The sequence below is a fragment of the Legionella maioricensis genome (genome assembly GCF_023618015.1).
GTDB lineage: Bacteria > Pseudomonadota > Gammaproteobacteria > Legionellales > Legionellaceae > Legionella > Legionella maioricensis.
This window is the reverse complement of the sequence record NZ_JAJKBJ010000012.1, coordinates 1-17,478: the sequence shown is the minus strand read 5'-3', so window position 1 is coordinate 17,478 and position 17,478 is coordinate 1. Positions and strand designations below refer to the sequence as shown.

The following is a 17,478-nucleotide window of genomic DNA, read 5'->3' as shown; positions in this document are numbered from 1 at the left end:
AATTAATTTAAATTTTAAGGGTTTTTCTGATATGGTAAAAACAGCATTTGTATTTCCTGGACAAGGATCGCAATCTGTAGGCATGTTGTCTGATTTTGTACCACAATACTCAATTGTTACTGACCTTTTTGCAGAAGCATCAGATGCGGTAGGTTATGATCTTTGGCAATTAGTTCAAAATGGACCGGCAGAAAAGCTTAATCAAACAGAAAACACACAAGTTGTCATGCTGACTGCAGATGTAGCAATATATAAATTATTACTGCAACAAGGAGTATCTTCCCCTCTCATTATGGCAGGACATAGTCTGGGTGAGTATGCGGCATTAGTATGTGCCGATTCTTTGTCCTTAACTGACGCGGCCCGATTAGTCGCTCGAAGAGGGCAAGTAATGCAGCAGGCGATACCTTTAGGCATTGGAGCTATGGCAGCAATTATCGGATTAGCTGATGAACAGGTTAAAACTCTTTGTGAGCAGGCCAGCCAGACAAATCAATTCGTTTCACCTGCAAATTATAATGCTATTGGACAGGTTGTTGTAGCAGGTCATACACCTGCAGTAGAAAGACTTATTGCCTTAGCTGATGAGGCTGGTGCTCGCTTAGCGAAAATAATTCCAGTTAGTGTGCCTTGTCATTGTCCATTATTGTCTGAAGCGGCAGAGTTATTCGCTGATAGTCTTGCACAAACTAAATTTAAAAATCCTTCTATTGATGTTGTGAGTAATGTTGATTTAAGTATCTACAATTCAGCTCAGCACATAAGAGAAAAACTAAAAGAGCAGCTTTATAGCCCTGTGCGTTGGGTTGAGACCATACAAATGTTTAAAAATCATGGCGTAGAGCTTGTTGTAGAATGCGGTCCAGGTAAAGTATTAAGTGGACTGTCTAAAAGAATAGAGCGGAGTTTAAATGCGATTAGTGTTTATGACACAATTAGTATGGATCAGGTCATAGAGCAACTACTTATTCCAGCTGGAGAGGAACTTTAATGATAAATTTAGAGGGGAAAATTGCATTAGTTACGGGGGCAAGTCGTGGCATAGGACAAGCTATTGCTCTTAAAATGGCAAAAGCTGGTGCCTTTGTATATGGAACCGCGACCACAGAACAAGGTGCAGACTTAATAAATTCTTTTCTTGAGAAAGAAAAACTGGCCGGGAAAGGAGTGGTTCTTGATGTAACCAAAGCAGACCAGGTGGATGCTTTAATGTCCTTCTTTGCAGATAATAATCAATATCCTTCAATACTCGTTAATAATGCGGGTATTACAGCAGATAATCTGTTATTGCGTATGGACGATGAAGAATGGTACAAAGTAATTGAAACAAATTTGAGTTCTATATATCGAATGTCCAAAGCGTGTTTAAAACCCATGTTTAAAGCGCGTTGGGGACGTATAATTTCTGTAGGTTCCGTTGTAGGTGCGAGTGGAAACTCAGGCCAGGTTAACTATACTGCTGCCAAAGCAGGCGTTGTTGGTTTTTCCAAGTCTTTAGCTCAGGAAATTGGTAGTAGAGGAATTACTGTTAATGTGGTTGCTCCTGGCTTTATTGATACAGATATGACTACTGCATTGCCAGATATGGTTAAAGAAGAAATGCTAAAAAGAATTCCTCTGCGTAAATTAGGACAAGCAGAAGATGTAGCTGATGCTGTAGTTTTTTTAGCATCAGACAGTGCTAAATATATTACAGGTGAAACAATTCATGTCAATGGCGGTATGTATATGAATTAAATGCACTTGCGTTATCTGTATAATTGAATAAACTAGCCGTCAGTATTTTAAAATTATTTCTATCAACCGAAAGAGGAAAATTAAGTTATGAGTACAGTTGAAGATCGTGTCCGCAAAATTGTTGTTGAACAATTGGGCGTTAAAGAAGAAGAATTAAAAAACGATGCGTCATTTGTTGACGATTTGGGTGCTGATTCTCTTGATACTGTGGAATTGGTAATGGCTCTTGAAGAAGAGTTTGAGACAGAAATTCCTGATGAAAAAGCTGAAAAAATCACAACGATTCAAGAAGCGATTGATTACATTGAATCTAATATGAATAAAGAAGAAGCTTAATTTTTTTGAGGAGCTTTCATTGAACAAGCGGCGCGTGGTTGTTACCGGTATGGGGATGCTTACCCCTGTCGGCCTTAATGTAAAAGAAACTTGGCAGAATATATTGGCTGGTGTTAGTGGTGTAGCGCTGGTGGATGATTTTGATACTAGTGATTACTCAACTAAAATTTGGGCCAAGGTCAAGAATTTTAACATTGAGAACCATGTACCTCTCAAAGATGCTCGAAAAATGGATGTATTTACCCAATATGGTATTGCGGCTGCTGATGAGGCAATGCTTGATTCTGGATTGATAATGAATGAAGCCTTGTCACGTCGCACTGGTGTTGCTGTTGGTGCAGGTATAGGTGGTATTCAAACTATAACCAATAATCAAGACAAACTGGTTTCCGGTGGCCCCCGTAAAGTTTCTCCTTTTTTTATTCCAGCAGGCATAATTAACATGGTTGCTGGACAAATTTCCATTAAGCATAATCTTAAAGGCCCCAATATTTCTGTAGTTACAGCCTGTACTACGGGTACTCACAATATTGGTCTTGCCGGTCGTATTATTGCTTATGGTGACGCAGATGTTATGGTTTGCGGTGGCGCAGAAATGACCACAACTCCCTTATGTTTAGCGGGCTTTTCAGCTGTAAGATCTCTATCCAAGCGTAATGATGAACCTGAAAAAGCGTCAAGGCCTTGGGATAAAGATAGAGATGGATTTGTTATGGGCGAAGGTGCTGGTATTCTTGTCTTAGAGGAATATGAGCATGCGAAGGCTCGTGGTGCTAAAATTTATGCCGAGTTGGTTGGTTTTGGCATGTCGGGTGATGCTTATCATATCACGGCACCTGACGAAGACGCAGATGGTGCTGCTCGCGCTATGGAAGCGGCAATACATGATGCAAATATAGACACAGTTCAAGTGGATTATATAAATGCACATGGTACTTCGACCTATCTTAATGATATGAATGAAACAAAAGCGATTAAACGTATTTTTAAAGAACATGCATACGATTTAGCGGTTAGCTCTACAAAATCAATGACCGGCCATTTATTAGGGGCAGCAGGTTCTGTAGAGGCGATTTTTAGTATTTTGGCAATCAGAGATCAAATCGCTCCACCAACAATTAATTTAGACAATCCTGATGAAGGATGTGATTTGAATTATGTGGCACATAAACCTCAAAAAAGAACAATTAATTATGTTTTAAGTAATTCACTGGGCTTTGGTGGAACAAACGGTAGCTTGTTATTTAAGCGGATTTAAATGGAACACCCAAGACATAAAAAACTGATAATTTATATTCTTACAGCCATTTTTATGTCTTTTTTAATTATATCCTGGAATATTTATAGCTTAGTTGTAACGCCTCTTATTCCCGTGAAAAACCCTCCTATGATCATTAGTATTGATCCATCTGCATCTGCATCGAAGTTTGCTTCTCTTTTAAAAGAGAAGCATTTAATTCATTCGACCAGACTTTTTTTATTAATAATTCGCTTTGAAGGGTTATCTCATCAATTAAAAGCGGGTGTTTATCAAATTAATCCCGGTGAAACGGCAATGCAACTTTTGCACAAGGTAGTAACAGGTGACGTATTAACGCAAAATTTTACGGTGATTGAAGGGACTACCCAACAAAAGATCTCTCAAGATTTAATAAACGCTAAATATTTAGAATATCATCCTGACGATTGGCTTATCATTAAAGACGGTCATCCCAATGCGGAGGGATTATTGCTTGCAGATACCTATCAATATCGAGGAGGAAGCAGCAGTCGCACGCTGTTAGAGCAGGCTCATAAAAATTTAATCAACTATCTCAATAATGCCTGGGCTCATCGGGCAGCTGATTTACCTTATAAGACGCCATATGAATTGCTCATTGCTGCTTCAATAATTGAAAAAGAAACAGCGATATCTCAAGAAAGAAAGATCATTTCCGGGGTCATGGTTAACCGGTTAAAGAAAAAAATGCCCTTGCAAATGGATCCTACGGTAATTTATGGTTTGGGAAATGATTATAAAGGGAAATTGTCTCATAATGACATGCAAGTTAACTCTCCTTATAATTCCTATCTATACAGAGGCTTACCCCCTACACCGATTGCTATGGTTGGAAAAGAAGCTATAGATGCTGCTTCTCATCCTCAATTATCAAATTACTTATACTTTGTCGCGAAGGGCGATGGTTCTCATCAATTTTCAGAAACCTATGAGCAGCAAAGACAAGCTATTGAGCAATATCGACACAAGGATTCTTAATGTCAGCTGGGAAATTAATCGTAATTGAAGGCCTAGAAGGCGCTGGGAAATCTACAGCAGTGAATATCGTAATTGATCTCCTGTCTCAACTGGATATCAAGACGATTACTACTCGCGAACCAGGCGGAACAGCCATAGGTGAGACATTAAGAACTATTATTAAAAACCCTGAGTATAGTGATGTTCTGGATGATAGAAGTGAATTATTATTGCTTTATACTGCAAGAATTCAATTAGTTGAGCAAGTAATTAAACCCGCTTTGCAACAAGGTTATTGGGTAATAGCAGATCGATTTGAATTATCTACTATGGCATATCAAGGAGGGGGACGAGGATTAGACCCCAACATGATTAAAACATTATCCTCTTTTTGCCTGAATGGCTTTAAACCTGATCTGACCTTGTATTTAGATATAAATCCTGAGTTAGGTATGGAAAGAGCAAAGTTAAGAGGAAAATTTGATAGAATCGAGCAGCAAGCTATAGATTTTTTCCATAGGGTCCATGAAACTTATATTCAATATATTAAAGCGGATCCTAATATTTTTATCATAGATGCTAGCCGTTCATTGCAGGAAGTGACGATCGCCATTCAACAAACAATGACTCAATTCATAGAGCATCATGCATGATTAATCATCAAACGCAATGGAAGCAAATTCAGTCAGCGCTGCAAGAGCAACGTATTGCCCAGTCCATGCTATTTGTTGGCCCTTTGCACTGTGCTTTAGGCGATTTTGTTACTAAAGTAATGCAATTATTTCTTTGCAACCAAAAAGCCAATGAACCTTGTCTAAAATGTAATGATTGTCAGATGATTCATCGTATGGAACACCCTGATGTGGAATGGGTTAAACCAGAAAAAAGTGGTGGTGCCATTAAAATTGATCAAATCAGAGAATTACAAAACTCCGCATACCTAACCCCTCAACGTGCGAATTTTAAATTAATAGTGATTGAGGGGGCTGATCGAATGAATACCGCATCAGCTAATGCTTTATTAAAAATTCTGGAAGAGCCAGCAAAACACACGATTTTTATCTTAGTAGCGCAGCAATTAAGTACGGTATTACCTACTGTTTTAAGTCGTTGTCAGATTATATCGTTTTCTTCGTCTGAAGATTCATATCGCAATAATCTGCTAAAACTTGGGGAGCAATACCCTCCTGAGTCTGATCGGTCCTTGATTATAAGCCAGGCAGAGTCGATTTTAGATGGCTTGGTTGCCTTGCTTGAACGAAGAGAGCATCCTTGTATTTTAGCTTCTCAATGGAGCCAATTTGAGTTGAGTACTATGTTGTGGTTTTTATACTTGGTTTATTCACAATTACAGTACATGCATTTGAATACCCGTGGTACTACTGGACCTGCCAGCAATCAATTAGCCAGGTTATTATCCTTATTAAATCCGGTCTTGATTTTTATGCAAATTGATAAAATCAATACTTTATTAAGAAAAATCAGCCATAATATGAATGTAAATCAAACTTTGGTCTTGGAAGATTTATTATTTTCTTTAGTACCAGAGGCTTAGCTTATACATGGAGGGGCTATGGCTGAAAATGTTCAATTGATAAACTGTTCATTTCCCAGTGAAGCGCTTTTATATCTCGCCTACATGCCTTTTGTTAAAGGTGGAGGGCTTTTTTTAAGAACAAATCATGTTTACCCTTTGGGTAAAGAATTACAACTGTCACTTAAGTTAATTAATGAAGTTGAGCCTTACCAGATTAATGCTAGAGTAGTATGGATCACCCCCAAGTGTTCACAAGGAAATAAACCAACGGGAATAGGGGTTCAATTTATTGGTGAAAATAGCCGATATTTATGTAATAAGATAGAAACTTATTTAGCCGGAATGCTTAAATCTACCCAGTTAACTGATACCATTTAATATCCATCAAACATCGTATGGGGTTTTGTATTAGACATAGACAGTTTGTTGAGATGTTGGAGTGAAATTTTTTTTGAGGTCTTAAATGTTAGTTGATTCACATTGCCATTTAAATTTTTTAGATTTAGCTGAGTTTAATAATGACATCTCTCAGGTATTATCCAGAGCGAAGGATAATGGTGTTGAGCATTTTTTATGTGTCTGTGTTGAGTTGAGCGACTATCCTCAATTAGAGCTCCTGGCCGCTAATAACCCCAATATTAGTATTTCTGTCGGCGTTCATCCCAACAGTGAAATGGACTATCCGGTTACAGCAAAAATGCTTTGTGATTTAGCTGCAAATCCAGCCTGCATTGCTTTGGGTGAAACCGGCCTTGATTATTACAGGACCCATACAGAGGAAGCACAGGAATTACAACGAGCAAGATTTAGGGAGCATATAAGAGCGGCATTAATTACCTCAAAACCCTTAATTATACATACTCGTCAAGCCGCAGAAGATACCTTGCAGTTGATGGCAGAAGAAAATGCGCAACAAATTGGTGGGGTAATGCATTGCTTTGCCGAGGATCTGGACATTGCTCGAAGAGCAATTGATTTGAATTTTTATATTTCTTTTTCAGGAATTGTGACTTTTAAGAATGCCACTGTCTTGCAAGATGTAGCAAGGCAAATCCCTTTAGATAGAATATTAATTGAAACAGATTCCCCGTATTTGGCACCAGTGCCTTATCGAGGCAAACAAAATCATCCGGCACTGGTTAAGTATGTTGCTGAAGCTATAGCTAATCTCCGCGGTATGGATTACGCAGAAATTGCCGAAATTACTACCAATAATTTCTATACCTGCTTCAACCTTCGAAAATAAGCAATCGGAAATAGTGCAGGAAGTACTTTCTAGCATTTCATTTTAGTTTTTCTAATAAAATAATATCTGTGCCACGGATATGCGATATTTTTTTTGCTGTTGCTGAGGTTTCCTGTAGTATTTTTTGTATATCAGCAAATAAATCAAGACCATGATGTTTTAATGGGCGTAATAAAAAATAAGCTTTACCCTGATTTGCAAGCGAATTTTCTAGTGCTCGAATATAACTCTGAAAAGAGCTGTCTAAATAAAATCGACAACGGTTTTTAAATTCGGAAGGGGAAAGCATTCCGTGGCCTAGTTGGAAATAGGGTGGATTACTGATGATCAAATCAAATGTTCCTTCCCATTTTTTTTCACGTAATTCATCATAATTTAAAAGATGCCAGTGAAATTGCAATTCAGGTCGATTGACGTTAGCCACGTTTTGATAAAAATATTCAGTATAAATATCCTGGATCTCAATAAAATCAATCTGCCGGATTGCTTGAAGATGCCAGGATAGTTCAATCCCAATGACTCCGCAGCCTGCGCAGAGATCTAAGATACGTAATGAACCAAGATCTGTGTGGAATTTCAATTGTGATGCGACAAATCTCGCAAGGTGAATTGAATCCAGGCTAAAATGATATTCGTCAGGTTGTTTGTAATTATAGGTAAATGCATTATTGGGTTCGCACTGCATTGCATAAATCATTTTGAAAGGTACAGATAAAACATTATGACAAACATATAATTGGGATGCGACAAGTTATGGGATAAAAAGTTGTTTTAAGCAAGTAAAATTGAAAAATACGAGACTTCGAATTAACCGTCTTTATGTTTTATTTTGCAAAGACTTTCTCTTTGTTTACCTTGGACTTCAACCCTAAATTATTGTTATTCTAAAAAAACTATCAGGAGCCAGAGAAAATAAACTATGTGGCTATTCCAGCATGTCGCTATTTCTATAACTGTGGCTACACTATCTTACGCAGTGATGAAGAGTCCTTTTAAACCTCTTGTTTTTGGTATGTTGCTGCCAATTTGATTGACATTGATCATGCCTTCGATGTGGGTCTGATAATGGGCACGCTAACTCCTTAACCATCCACACTTTTCACATCTATTCAGGCTTGATCGCCTCGATTTTTTACCTGGCCGCTTTAAAGTTCGCGCAACAACGGTATTTTTTGTTAGGGATTTGTTACGGCCTCATTTTTCATACAGGTGCGGATGCTATAGCCGACTTTATGCATTACCAAAATGACCTCTTACTGGCCACCTCTGTCATTCTTTTAGGCTTACTTTGGTATGTTCTCACTCAATTTAGGAACAAACACGATCGTAATCTTATTTGGTTTTCAGCGTTCATTTACACCCTGATTGATCTTGTACAAATGTATATCAATTACTTTGTGCTTTCTGATGCGTATGAGTATTCTTCATGGTCATGGATAATTGCAGCAAGTTTGTGCCTGATTTTTCGTTACGTTCTTATTCCGCGCATTGAGGATGATCTTACCTAGCCTGGTTGAAAACAAGCAAGCTACTCTTGCCATTATTGGCGCACTTTGAATCATTTAATAGGCTTCATATGACAGAAACCACCCTAAGGTGGTTTCGCAGTAAACTCGATTGGCTTTCGCCACATCATGCCTACACTTTAATTATAGTAAATAATGAATGCATGTCAAATAACTGAACATGTTTGTCACAATTGAGTCAGAAACAATGACTGGGCCCATCCCTGGACTTCTGAAGCCTAATTTATAAAAAATTACATGATCAATAATTAATCAGATTGACTATACTTAAATTGAAGTTACTTGATGATTAGGAGTGGCTATGAAAACAACCAATAAAACACAAAAAAAATCCAGAAAAAAAATAGTCCCAGAGGAATTAAACACTGTTTCTGGTGGTAGTGACAAGTCTGGTCCTCAAACGGGTGCTGTGGCTCCCCGATCTAGTCCAAGGATTAGAGTGGTTTTTAGAGATAAGCCGTAATAAATTGTTATGCTTATGAGGAGTCATCATGAAAAAATTCAGTAAAGCCCACTTTAGCAAAGCACAAAGAAAAGTTGATAAAAAAATATCATTAGAAGAGCTAAATAATATTTCTGGAGGTTCCGAAGGATTGCTCCCTGGTGTTATTCTTCCTGGCAGGAGAAGGGATGTCGATGAGATTATTGATAGTCTCAGGAATAAATAATTATTTGTTCGTGTGATTATGAATTGAACAAAAAATCAAAAAATAGCTGTAGCTTCTTATCCACACTATGTATGAGATGTTCATGGGAGCCGGGTGCGGTTTTTTTCCAGAAGAGCCTGAATATTGTATTATGAGCTTATGCCAATAAAATATCCCGAAACCGCATCTTATTGCTCCATTAATAAGTTCTTCTTAACTTTAAATAAAAGAAATATATGTTAATAACAAGAGCGGACATTCAAAAAGCCTTTGAGAATTATCCACAAGAGGTGAAAAAAAGATACGGACTAATTTTTCGCCTCTTCCTCGAGACGCCAGCAGAAATAAATAAACTCAAAGAATTCGCTACTCAAACAACGTCAAATGATATTGAAACTCAAACTAATTTTTCTGAGGAACAATTTTTAAAGCTTGTTAAACTACTTCTAGAAATAGAATGGCATACACATTTAACGGGCTTTAGCGATGGACTGTACTCTTGCATTAACAGTTATGCCCTACTGGTTAAAGCAATGGGGAACGATGGTGAAAATAAAACTGAAGGTCTGCTTATCTTAAAGAAAGCAGGCTTAGCAAACAAAAAAAATATTGCTACGGTGGCAAGAGTGAGCTTTTTTAGCCCCGAAATCCCTAGACAATTTGAAGAGTTACATAATAAGGATCGAATTAAACAGGATGATGTGGATAGGATAATTGATACGAGCAATAAACCTACATCTTAAGAAAATCGTATCTTTAACTATCTATAATCAATTAATCTTTAGTTTTTAAATGATTTGTTATTAACACATGAAAAAAATATCGTTTAATTGTTGTCAATCAGCTTATTTGGTTAAATATTAGTCTATAATTTTTTATGTAACAGACAGTGATTTTTTAGAGGAATATATGTACAAGACGAATACAACCTATAAGAGGCTTTTTCGCTCTCGCTATAACAGGAGAATTGCCGGTGTTTGTGGCGGTTTAGGGGAGTATTTCAATATCGATCCCGTTTGGATTCGTATCTTTTTCGTTGCTTTATTTCTAGCAGGCGGGGCTGCTTTTATTGCTTATGTCATCCTGTGGCTTATGATGCCCCTCGAACCTTGGGATAGAATCAAAGTCATTTATCGTAATTGTCCTTAAAGCGAATCATTTAAAATGAATGGAATAAGTTAAAGTCTATACGCCGTCAGAAGCTATTTGTAATTATTTTGTTTTTTTAGCAGAAAGAAAAATAGTGAGTCGGTCGTAATGTGTGACATTAAAGGAATGGGAATGTCATTGTGTGTAGCGTTCGATTCACAAACGAATTCACTATTGATCAGAGTCAATTTCTTTTGAGCCGTTTTTATCGTTATCGAGGAGTTAAATAGGCGCCTCATTACAAAGAATCAAGCAAGAGCAGGCTGGGCTGTAAAGCACAGCAAATGATCTGATGAATGGACAGGCACTTGAATTAAATATACTGTTTTCAAGTTAATAATCAATTTCCTGGTAATGCACAAGGTTGCATGCTGGGCTTTACAGCCCAGCCTACGCTTGCTAACTCATTAACGGATAAAGTATATTTTTTCATTATAATGAGAATTTATTCCAAGTTACGAAGGTCTAAATCAATCAGAGATAAGAAATGGAAAATTAATTAGATGATCTTGAGTCGTAGGCCTGTAATCTGGATGCTATGGAACTCGGCCCCAGTATTTAAATAACAAATAATGGTGTTCAATTATTTTCTTGGACTTTGTCCAGTGCATACCCTTATCCCATCTTTTTTTGCCGTGCAAACCCGAATGTCTGGACTGCCTCCACTTACACCTTTTAACTCTTCATGCTGAATTTTTGCTTGCTTTTTGCTACGTACTTTTTTTGATTGTTTCATTGAATTCTCCATCAACTAATAATTACTATAAGCATAGATTATTTTCAGAATGAATCAAATTAGATCTAAGAAAACTATTCTAACTTAGCAATATGACTGATCTATAATTCTTCCAAGATTAGGATTTTCATTGATTGGTTTAAATTCATCTATTAGTTGTAAGCTAATCAATAGATGCATGGTTGAGAGTCTTTTTTTATTTCTTCATTCTTTGGTTATTTTTGACTTATTTAAATACAGCAAGAGTAGGCTGGGCTGTAAAGCCCAGCAAATGATCTGATGAATGGACTGGTACTTGAATTAAATATTCTGTTCAAGTTAATAATCAATTTCCAGGTAGTGCACAAGGTTGCATACGGGGATTTACAGCCCAGCCTACGCTTGCTTTATTATCTACATCAAAAATACACTACCTAAGGCCTGTATGTCTCTGAGCGTGCTAACTGTTCAATGTCATCCATTTCACGTACATCAGTAATTTTGTTTCCATGAAACAAAATGTCTAGGCTAGAGAAATCATTCTTAAGACGGAATAATTCAATAGCTCCTGATTTACCTATCTTATTAAACTGAATACTAATTTCTTGCATATCATTAAAATCACGAAAGTATTCGCTTAAAGTTTTTGCTCCTTTATCAGTAATAAGATTATTATCCAAATCAATCTTGGTAGCAGTGGGTTTATTTTCTTTTATATAGGCCATTATTTCTGAAATCTCATCATCTTTTATTTTTAATCCAGCAAGATTAACTTTAATAGGATTTTGATAGGCAGTTATTTTAGTTGATATTTCGGGTCTCATTTTTGTCCTCATTATCTTTATTCATAGTAGCTTAACCTATTTCAGTCTAGTCCCTAAGTTGATAATTTGGGACTAGTGTCGGATAAATATTTTTCTTGTTGTTCCAGCATATTTTCTAGTACTTTTTGCGAAGAAGTCTTAAGGCCAAATTTTTCGGTAAACCAGCCTTGACTCTTCTTTAATACATCCCCTTCATAGGAATGCATTAATTCTTCTTTTAAGTCGGCTAATTCTTGTTTTGTAGTAGTCCCTTCAATTCGTTTTTGCAAATCCTCTAAAATGAGAGTTTTTAGATGATCACCTTTATGAGCCTGATATTTATTTTTGAAAGTGGTAAAATCAGCGCTAGTTTGCGATTTTTGGAATTCGACTTTATCTAAGGTAACTGTGTAGGACTTGTGATCTCGTCCTGCCGATGGATCGGTCGTCTTATAGGCATAAGTATTTTTTACATACTCAACGAGAAGATGAACTTTCTCACCAACAACATCAAAAATAGTGACAGAGTCATTTCCGAACGCTAACTTTCGTGAGGAACCTTTCTGCTGGGTGATGTCTTGTTTGCATGCTTGTGGTGAACAGACAGGATCAACATGCATTACAGCGGATCCAAGACATTTAGTTTTATCTACGCGGATCCAATTGGATACTACAACGTGAGAAATGGGTAGCTCTAATATTTCCGGATTTTTTTTTGCTAGCTCCAGATAGTTTTTTTTGGCAACGCCATAGCTGTGGTCTAAGCATATGTCTATTGCTGTTAAAAATTGTGTACCACCAGGCGTTTTGCATGGCACTATATTATTAAAGCTGAAGTCTTTAACTTTTCCATCAATGGTAATTTGTGGCATGGGCATTGATGATTTATGTGTACGACTATCCAACATAGGAAGTGTATCCATGCCCCCGATACCATCAGGTTCTTTATAGCGGACGTCTACGGCCGAGGTATTACTTTTGACAATGAGATGGAAATCGGGTGGGTTACCACAACTAATGTGTGGTACGACATTCATTACCTTTCCATCATCGGTTTTTACCCCAAAGGATCCGAGTATTAACTGCACCCCTTCAGGCATGGTTTTAGCCTTTTCTGCAATTTTGTTTTGTAATTCTTCAAATTCCTTTAAGGTTAGCGGCTCTTTAGTGTAAAAAAAGAACTCATTAGTGCTCATGCGGGTAATGTGATCAGGATCATTATATTTAAGATTGTTAGCTTCATGAGCATTCTTAGCTTCATCCATAAGGGTAAAAATACTTTTTTCTAATCGTTCAGCCATTTCTTGTCGTTCTTGCGGAGGCATAAGAGAGAGAGGTTGAGGATCACCTGCTTTAGGCGCTTCTCCTACTGGACTTCCCTGAAGGGAATGAGCTATCACAGCTTTTTCATGTATGACAGGAAATTTTCTGGGCATTTTCATATATTCACTGAGCATTATTATATATAATAGCACTAAATGATTAAAAAATTATTTAAATGTGCATTTGTTTGCCCGAGGACTATTTTGAGATAGATAACGTACCTTATCCATCACAAACAGGGTATAATGGAGAAAAAATAAAAAAGGGAAGTCATGGAGTTACTGGATCGCCAAAATTCGAAAAATCAAAAGTTTGTGATAGATAAGATTTTTCATCCCCTAGATGTTCATTTTGATACCAATTCACTTTCTGCTTGGTTGTCCTATTATTACTCCGTGCATGTGAAAGGAGCTCCTGAAAAAACGGAGCAAGCAAAAAAGAAAGACTTGGCCAAATTCATCCAATTTTTCCAAATGGAAGTAGGGCATGACTTAGTAGATAGTTGGACTCCCGCAGTCAGTAAACAGTTTCAAAAAAATTTAATCAGGACAATTTCGGAGAAAACGGGCAAACCATATAAAGCAACGTCAATTAATCGTACCATGGCAACGATTCGTCATGTTGGTCGATGGCTGCATCAGCAAAGACCATTACTGGCTGGTGACCCCTTAGCTCAGGTTAAAGATTTACAAACGGATGCCCCAGATTGGAATGGGTTAACATCAAGACAATTGATGAGGTTAAAATCTGCCTGTGAACAACGCATTAAAAGTTGCACTCGTAAAAATCAAAATCCTTTAATGGAAACAGCTCTATTTTATGTACTTTTAGGCACAGGGCTTCGTGAATCCGAAGTAGTAACCTTAAATGTGGGGCAGTATCGACAAAAAGGGCTGTGCGAGGTGCTACGTCATAAGTCAAAACGTATCAGTCAAAAAATTCCTTTACCACAAGAAAGCAGAGGATATTTGGATCAGTATCTAGAACAAAGGGCTCCTCAAAAAGATGATCCATTATTTATTACACGTTACGGTACGCGTTTACAAACCTTGGATGTTTACCGGATTTGCCAAAGAGTTTTAAAACAAGCGTTGGCTTTTTTACCTGAACATGAAAAATTTGAATTTACTCCTCATAAATTAAGGCATACTTTCTTGAAGAAAGTCACTGATAAACATGGTGTTCACTTTGCCCAAGAATTAAGTGGAAATGTATCCATTAAAGAAATTTTTCGATATGCAAAGCCCAGTCAGGCTGAGATGCAGGCGACCATAGAAGGTCTTTTTGAGAGTTAAACAGTTGGTTATCTAACAGGGAAAGCAAGATGAGATTTACATGCAATATAGATAAAACAGATCGGATCAACCGGACAATAATTGGTGCAGCACTGTGTATTGCAGCACTGTTTGGAATGGGAATATATTTTTATATTGCATTAGGATTGGCATTGATCATAGAGGGCATTGTTGGTTGGTGCTCCATCCCTTATGTGCTAAGTAAGATCAAGCGATTGTTCTAAAAATGATGGAATAAGGATAACTTTTATTTCCTTTACTTCAATAGTTGGTTTAATTGTAGATATTGCAGGTATATATGGATATTTAAGCTTTATACCATTATCACATACAACCTATACTCATTCGATACCGGCTAATATACTTTTGTTGTTTTTACTATTTTATTTTACGGGGATTATTGGTTATTAGATTTCTGGTAAATATACTAAACAGTATAAAAGAATAAGTATCAAAGAAAAACAGCGAATAAATGTACTTATCATAAGATATTCATTTTTTTCATGGCTAACAATGTATCATCTGTGGTTTTACCCTCTTAGAGACCAATTCGATAATATATTAGGTTTTTTAATTATTTTTGTATTCACTTTCATAATAGGTGTAATTTTGTTAATAAGCTTTATACATTTATTATATGAGTTTTACGACCTTATAATAAATAGTTATTTGCTCGGTCATCAATGAAGTAATGTTTTTAAATCAGAGATTTAACTACTTAACCGCTTACCCAAAAAACGATAAACTTGCTACAAATCTTGCTTGTGTACTTTCAATGATTTCATGGGCAAAATCATAATAAGAAACGAGCTTAATTTGCAAGAAGAACAAACGGGCAAATCTACATGAGTTTACCAGCCTCATAGCTCAAGTGGTATCGGAGTCGGATACTCTTATCCAGAAACAAGAGAATCCGAAAGAGGACATAAATTATTGGTTGAGGACGAGGCCTTATGGACCTTATGGACTGTATAACAAAAAGTATAGAAATAACAAAAAGTATAGAAATTTTCTCCCATATTGCTACCATCTTAGCAGCATTATTTGCAATTTATGGGATTAATTCATGGAAAAAACAGTTTGATTTTAAAAATAATTATTGCTTAAGAAAAGAAATTTTCAGATCTACCTTCAGTCTTGAAAATTCTATACGTGATTTTAGAATCTATTTGGCTATTTCTGAAGAAGAGGGGTGGCCCGCTATAAAAATGAGTTATGAAGCGAGGTATAACCGAATTCATGAGGCTTTTGCTAATTTAGAGTTCCAACTTGCAGAAGCCTCTCACTTTGAAAATATGGATTTCTCAACTCCTTTAAAAAAGCTAAAGGATGCAAATGCGCAATTAATATTCCACGCACATAATTTTATAAATAGTACAGGTTCAATTGATGAAAGGATGCAAAACAAAGAAACTGCCTGCTGGGAAAGTGATGATGATAGGTTCTCACAAAGAATAAAGAATGCTCTTGAAGAGATAAAAAATATCAGTAGAGGAAGCCAAAACGAAAGAATATAAGTTGTTTTATTGTGTCCCAAAATCACATCATATCAATATTTAACTATAATTTTATAAGGTTAATGAAAACATCAGTTCAATATGAATAATACTAATGAATATAGTCTTGAATTAATGTCTAAAATTGAAAGTGAAAAATTAGATACTTTAACTTTGTATGTAGAATTAGAAAATGGAAGTAAAATTAGATATAAAACTCTTGATAGTAATGGACAAGAGCACGAGGGGTTTATAACTAAGGATGACACGTATACAGAATTAAATTGGCATTTATTAGATAATAACAGGATAGACACATTCAAGGGAAATATAATTAGCTCGGTTATATTCTCAACAGCCATAGACAGGGGACATATTCCTATGAGCCGTAATCAAAAGTTACGTCGAGCAGGAATTCTATGTGTATATTTTGTTAAAAACTATGCCTACTACAAAGCTGGTTTTGATAAAAAAGTATTTATAGACCAAGACGAATTTTGGATTACTATACAAAATAACTTTTTAGATATGGCGATTTTGGAATGGTCAAAACTATTTTTAAAACCTAAAAGCCATAAATACCACTGGGAAAATATTGTTCGCGATCCAGCTAGCTTTAAAAAAACTGTTCTTAACTATGATCATGACAGAATAGAAATTTATCGGGATAAGTTCGTGGCTCACCTCGATAATAAGATGATTATGAATATCCCAGAACTTGAAGGGGGTTTAGATTTAGTCTGTTCTTTGTACAATGAAATTTATTCTCAGTTACCATCTGATAAAAAATATGATATGCCAAAAAATTTGAAGGAGTATTATCATATCCACCTAAAGCAAGCTATCGACAATTATCCTCGAGCACCAAATTAATATAATTAAGGTTTTCTTAGCAAATTAAAGCTATATCCTAAACCCATAAGATTTTATGTCTATTAAATCGATTAATAGATAGTGTGTCTCCCCAATACCTAAAAACGATTTAATAGTCACAATCTAAATAGCCATTATGGTTGCTTCCTAATTCATGATATTGTAGACACAGAGATTATTTTTATAGATTTTCACTATAATTCATTTAGGTTCTAAAATAGCAATCTACATGAACAACATTCTTATACATGATAAAAAGACTATTAAGTTGATTGATGGACTCTTAAGATCAGAGTTTACAATTAATTCTAATTTACCCCATTTAAGTGATTTTAGCTTATTGAAAGATGAATGGTTGACTCATATTTTTATAGAAAACATAACTGTCAGTGAGTTACTTAAATTTATCCGTAATAAATTTAAATATGTGGAGCTTTATCATTCCTGTGCGCCAAGTTCGTTACTTCCTTATTACACTCATGGATTGGAAACATTAAATGTTGCACGCATTGAAAAAGAGTTAGCATCATTATTAAAAGAAGCTATCACCATTGATCCC

Annotated in this window: 22 protein-coding genes; 18 read left to right on the top strand and 4 right to left on the bottom strand. The window is 36.2% G+C overall.

The annotated features are described in order from the left end of the window. Positions 1–31 precede the first annotated feature (31 nt). The 9 genes from fabD to LOX96_RS10735 all read left to right on the top strand — a co-directional run bounded on the left by fabD (position 32) and on the right by LOX96_RS10735 (position 7,092). Positions 32–991 carry an ACP S-malonyltransferase gene (fabD, locus tag LOX96_RS10775; protein WP_250421484.1) on the top strand — a complete coding sequence of 320 codons (960 nt, stop codon included), beginning with the start codon at positions 32–34 and terminating at the stop codon, positions 989–991. Then, positions 991–1,737 (top strand): 3-oxoacyl-ACP reductase FabG, encoded by a 747-nt coding sequence (gene fabG, locus LOX96_RS10770; RefSeq protein WP_250421483.1) that lies wholly within the window; start codon positions 991–993, stop codon positions 1,735–1,737. The genes fabD and fabG overlap by 1 nt, the downstream gene beginning before the upstream one ends. Positions 1,738–1,824: 87 nt before the next feature. After that, on the top strand, positions 1,825–2,073 hold the full coding sequence (gene acpP / locus LOX96_RS10765) for an acyl carrier protein (protein WP_045095368.1): 249 nt from the start codon (positions 1,825–1,827) through the stop codon (positions 2,071–2,073). A 19-nt stretch (positions 2,074–2,092) separates the two neighbouring features. Further along, complete coding sequence (fabF, locus tag LOX96_RS10760) at positions 2,093–3,331, top strand: beta-ketoacyl-ACP synthase II (protein WP_250421482.1); 1,239 nt, start codon at positions 2,093–2,095, stop codon at positions 3,329–3,331. Beyond that, the gene (gene mltG / locus LOX96_RS10755) at positions 3,332–4,330 is read left to right on the top strand and encodes an endolytic transglycosylase MltG (protein WP_250421481.1); all 999 of its coding nucleotides are present in this window, start codon (positions 3,332–3,334) and stop codon (positions 4,328–4,330) included. Further along, positions 4,330–4,962: a dTMP kinase gene (gene tmk, locus LOX96_RS10750; RefSeq protein ID WP_250421480.1), complete on the top strand. Its 633-nt coding sequence runs from the start codon at positions 4,330–4,332 to the stop codon at positions 4,960–4,962. The genes mltG and tmk overlap by 1 nt, the downstream gene beginning before the upstream one ends. Beyond that, positions 4,959–5,864: a DNA polymerase III subunit delta' gene (locus LOX96_RS10745; RefSeq protein WP_250421479.1), complete on the top strand. Its 906-nt coding sequence runs from the start codon at positions 4,959–4,961 to the stop codon at positions 5,862–5,864. The genes tmk and LOX96_RS10745 overlap by 4 nt, the downstream gene beginning before the upstream one ends. An 18-nt stretch (positions 5,865–5,882) precedes the next feature. After that, the gene (locus tag LOX96_RS10740) at positions 5,883–6,224 is read left to right on the top strand and encodes a PilZ domain-containing protein (protein WP_250421478.1); all 342 of its coding nucleotides are present in this window, start codon (positions 5,883–5,885) and stop codon (positions 6,222–6,224) included. Positions 6,225–6,309: 85 nt separating this feature from the next. Continuing rightward, complete coding sequence (locus LOX96_RS10735) at positions 6,310–7,092, top strand: TatD family hydrolase (RefSeq protein ID WP_250421477.1); 783 nt, start codon at positions 6,310–6,312, stop codon at positions 7,090–7,092. Positions 7,093–7,129: 37 nt separating this feature from the next. Here the strand turns inward: LOX96_RS10735 and LOX96_RS10730 are convergent, their stop codons facing one another. Further along, on the bottom strand, positions 7,130–7,789 hold the full coding sequence (locus LOX96_RS10730; RefSeq protein WP_250421476.1) for a methyltransferase: 660 nt from the start codon (positions 7,787–7,789) through the stop codon (positions 7,130–7,132). Between the two features lie 1,130 nt (positions 7,790–8,919). Here LOX96_RS10730 and LOX96_RS10725 point away from each other — a divergent pair. The 4 genes from LOX96_RS10725 (at position 8,920) to LOX96_RS10710 (ending at position 10,414) form a co-directional block, all read left to right on the top strand. Further along, complete coding sequence (locus LOX96_RS10725; protein ID WP_250421474.1) at positions 8,920–9,081, top strand: hypothetical protein; 162 nt, start codon at positions 8,920–8,922, stop codon at positions 9,079–9,081. 28 nt (positions 9,082–9,109) lie between these two features. Further along, positions 9,110–9,286 (top strand): hypothetical protein, encoded by a 177-nt coding sequence (locus LOX96_RS10720; protein ID WP_250421473.1) that lies wholly within the window; start codon positions 9,110–9,112, stop codon positions 9,284–9,286. Between the two features lie 215 nt (positions 9,287–9,501). Next, on the top strand, positions 9,502–10,008 hold the full coding sequence (locus tag LOX96_RS10715) for a hypothetical protein (RefSeq protein WP_250421471.1): 507 nt from the start codon (positions 9,502–9,504) through the stop codon (positions 10,006–10,008). Between the two features lie 166 nt (positions 10,009–10,174). Further along, positions 10,175–10,414 (top strand): PspC domain-containing protein, encoded by a 240-nt coding sequence (locus LOX96_RS10710; RefSeq protein ID WP_250421470.1) that lies wholly within the window; start codon positions 10,175–10,177, stop codon positions 10,412–10,414. A gap of 583 nt (positions 10,415–10,997) precedes the next feature. Here the strand turns inward: LOX96_RS10710 and LOX96_RS10705 are convergent. The 3 genes from LOX96_RS10705 to LOX96_RS10695 form a co-directional block, all read right to left on the bottom strand. Continuing rightward, entirely contained in the window at positions 10,998–11,150 is a 153-nt protein-coding gene (locus tag LOX96_RS10705) for a hypothetical protein (RefSeq protein WP_250421467.1), read from the bottom strand. Between the two features lie 413 nt (positions 11,151–11,563). Further along, a complete protein-coding gene (locus LOX96_RS10700; protein ID WP_250421466.1) occupies positions 11,564–11,953 on the bottom strand; it encodes a leucine-rich repeat domain-containing protein in 390 nt (129 codons plus the stop codon). A 53-nt stretch (positions 11,954–12,006) separates the two neighbouring features. Further along, entirely contained in the window at positions 12,007–13,368 is a 1,362-nt protein-coding gene (locus LOX96_RS10695; protein ID WP_250421465.1) for a hypothetical protein, read from the bottom strand. A 159-nt stretch (positions 13,369–13,527) separates the two neighbouring features. Here LOX96_RS10695 and LOX96_RS10690 point away from each other — a divergent pair, with 159 nt between their 5' ends. The 5 genes from LOX96_RS10690 to LOX96_RS10670 all read left to right on the top strand — a co-directional run. Next, complete coding sequence (locus LOX96_RS10690; protein WP_250421464.1) at positions 13,528–14,550, top strand: tyrosine-type recombinase/integrase; 1,023 nt, start codon at positions 13,528–13,530, stop codon at positions 14,548–14,550. A 29-nt stretch (positions 14,551–14,579) separates the two neighbouring features. After that, positions 14,580–14,774 carry a YgaP family membrane protein gene (locus LOX96_RS10685; RefSeq protein WP_250421463.1) on the top strand — a complete coding sequence of 65 codons (195 nt, stop codon included), beginning with the start codon at positions 14,580–14,582 and terminating at the stop codon, positions 14,772–14,774. Positions 14,775–15,503: 729 nt separating this feature from the next. Further along, positions 15,504–16,067, top strand: coding sequence for a hypothetical protein (locus tag LOX96_RS10680; protein ID WP_250421462.1), 564 nt, complete (start codon positions 15,504–15,506; stop codon positions 16,065–16,067). An 81-nt stretch (positions 16,068–16,148) separates the two neighbouring features. After that, positions 16,149–16,919 carry a hypothetical protein gene (locus LOX96_RS10675; RefSeq protein WP_250421461.1) on the top strand — a complete coding sequence of 257 codons (771 nt, stop codon included), beginning with the start codon at positions 16,149–16,151 and terminating at the stop codon, positions 16,917–16,919. Positions 16,920–17,148: 229 nt separating this feature from the next. Beyond that, positions 17,149–17,478, top strand: a 330-nt coding sequence (locus tag LOX96_RS10670; protein ID WP_250456368.1) for a hypothetical protein, incomplete at its 3' end; no start/stop codon positions are given.

What these genes read in the sequence shown, in the direction of transcription:
- LOX96_RS10725 (WP_250421474.1), top strand. Translation starts at nt 8,920, where the DNA reads ATGAAAACAACCAATAAAACACAAAAAAAATCCAGAAAAAAAATAGTC.
- LOX96_RS10740 (WP_250421478.1), top strand. Translation starts at nt 5,883, where the DNA reads ATGGCTGAAAATGTTCAATTGATAAACTGTTCATTTCCCAGTGAAGCG.
- mltG (WP_250421481.1), top strand. Translation starts at nt 3,332, where the DNA reads ATGGAACACCCAAGACATAAAAAACTGATAATTTATATTCTTACAGCC.
- acpP (WP_045095368.1), top strand. Translation starts at nt 1,825, where the DNA reads ATGAGTACAGTTGAAGATCGTGTCCGCAAAATTGTTGTTGAACAATTG.
- tmk (WP_250421480.1), top strand. Translation starts at nt 4,330, where the DNA reads ATGTCAGCTGGGAAATTAATCGTAATTGAAGGCCTAGAAGGCGCTGGG.
- LOX96_RS10705 (WP_250421467.1), bottom strand. Translation starts at nt 11,150, where the DNA reads ATGAAACAATCAAAAAAAGTACGTAGCAAAAAGCAAGCAAAAATTCAG.
- LOX96_RS10710 (WP_250421470.1), top strand. Translation starts at nt 10,175, where the DNA reads ATGTACAAGACGAATACAACCTATAAGAGGCTTTTTCGCTCTCGCTAT.
- LOX96_RS10745 (WP_250421479.1), top strand. Translation starts at nt 4,959, where the DNA reads ATGATTAATCATCAAACGCAATGGAAGCAAATTCAGTCAGCGCTGCAA.
- fabG (WP_250421483.1), top strand. Translation starts at nt 991, where the DNA reads ATGATAAATTTAGAGGGGAAAATTGCATTAGTTACGGGGGCAAGTCGT.
- LOX96_RS10690 (WP_250421464.1), top strand. Translation starts at nt 13,528, where the DNA reads ATGGAGTTACTGGATCGCCAAAATTCGAAAAATCAAAAGTTTGTGATA.
- LOX96_RS10675 (WP_250421461.1), top strand. Translation starts at nt 16,149, where the DNA reads ATGAATAATACTAATGAATATAGTCTTGAATTAATGTCTAAAATTGAA.
- LOX96_RS10735 (WP_250421477.1), top strand. Translation starts at nt 6,310, where the DNA reads ATGTTAGTTGATTCACATTGCCATTTAAATTTTTTAGATTTAGCTGAG.
- LOX96_RS10700 (WP_250421466.1), bottom strand. Translation starts at nt 11,953, where the DNA reads ATGAGACCCGAAATATCAACTAAAATAACTGCCTATCAAAATCCTATT.
- LOX96_RS10730 (WP_250421476.1), bottom strand. Translation starts at nt 7,789, where the DNA reads ATGATTTATGCAATGCAGTGCGAACCCAATAATGCATTTACCTATAAT.
- LOX96_RS10720 (WP_250421473.1), top strand. Translation starts at nt 9,110, where the DNA reads ATGAAAAAATTCAGTAAAGCCCACTTTAGCAAAGCACAAAGAAAAGTT.
- LOX96_RS10680 (WP_250421462.1), top strand. Translation starts at nt 15,504, where the DNA reads ATGGACCTTATGGACTGTATAACAAAAAGTATAGAAATAACAAAAAGT.
- LOX96_RS10715 (WP_250421471.1), top strand. Translation starts at nt 9,502, where the DNA reads ATGTTAATAACAAGAGCGGACATTCAAAAAGCCTTTGAGAATTATCCA.
- LOX96_RS10695 (WP_250421465.1), bottom strand. Translation starts at nt 13,368, where the DNA reads ATGCCCAGAAAATTTCCTGTCATACATGAAAAAGCTGTGATAGCTCAT.
- LOX96_RS10685 (WP_250421463.1), top strand. Translation starts at nt 14,580, where the DNA reads ATGAGATTTACATGCAATATAGATAAAACAGATCGGATCAACCGGACA.
- fabD (WP_250421484.1), top strand. Translation starts at nt 32, where the DNA reads ATGGTAAAAACAGCATTTGTATTTCCTGGACAAGGATCGCAATCTGTA.